This is a genomic window from Arthrobacter sp. I3, assembly GCF_000520575.1.
GTDB classification, from domain to species: domain Bacteria; phylum Actinomycetota; class Actinomycetes; order Actinomycetales; family Micrococcaceae; genus Arthrobacter; species Arthrobacter humicola_A.
Window position 1 is genome coordinate 201,695 of the sequence record NZ_KI914927.1, and the last position, 650, is coordinate 202,344.

At 69.8% G+C, this 650-nt stretch carries 1 protein-coding gene and 1 pseudogene; both read left to right on the forward strand.

Annotated elements, in window-relative coordinates; translation table 11 throughout:
- Positions 1-285, forward strand: a pseudogene (locus Y706_RS30225) (ABC transporter ATP-binding protein); the annotation flags it as partial.
- 49 nt (positions 286-334) lie between these two features.
- Positions 335-650: ATP-binding cassette domain-containing protein (locus Y706_RS25220; RefSeq protein ID WP_043436060.1), on the forward strand; the 316-nt coding region annotated here is incomplete at its 3' end.

A 650-nucleotide genomic window follows, 5' to 3' on the forward strand; every position in this document is an offset into this window, starting at 1 on the left:
TTCCGGAACGTGTCCTTCGCCTACCCCGGCGCCGAAGCACCCGTGCTGGACGGCGTCTCCTTCACCGCCAGGGCCGGTACCACGACGGCGATCATCGGCGCGACCGGCAGCGGCAAGACGACACTCCTGAACCTGCTGCCCCGTTTCCTCGACACGACGGCCGGAGAGATCAGCATCGGCGGGGAGAACGTGCGGGCGATGCCCCTGGACGTCCTGCGCGGCCTGATCGCAATAGTCCCGCAGCAGTCCTACCTGTTCGCGGACACGGTCGCGGGGAACCTCCGGTTCCGTCGCCGGCGCCCCGGGCCGCTCCGGCGCCGTCGAGTTCCGGAACGTGTCCTTCGCCTACCCCGGCGCCGAAGCACCCGTGCTGGACGGCGTCTCCTTCACCGCCAGGGCCGGTACCACGACGGCGATCATCGGCGCGACCGGCAGCGGCAAGACGACACTCCTGAACCTGCTGCCCCGTTTCCTCGACACGACGGCCGGAGAGATCAGCATCGGCGGGGAGAACGTGCGGGCGATGCCCCTGGACGTCCTGCGCGGCCTGATCGCAATAGTCCCGCAGCAGTCCTACCTGTTCGCGGACACGGTCGCGGGGAACCTCCGGTTCGGGGCGCCCGCCGCGAACGAGCCCGAAATATGGCAGG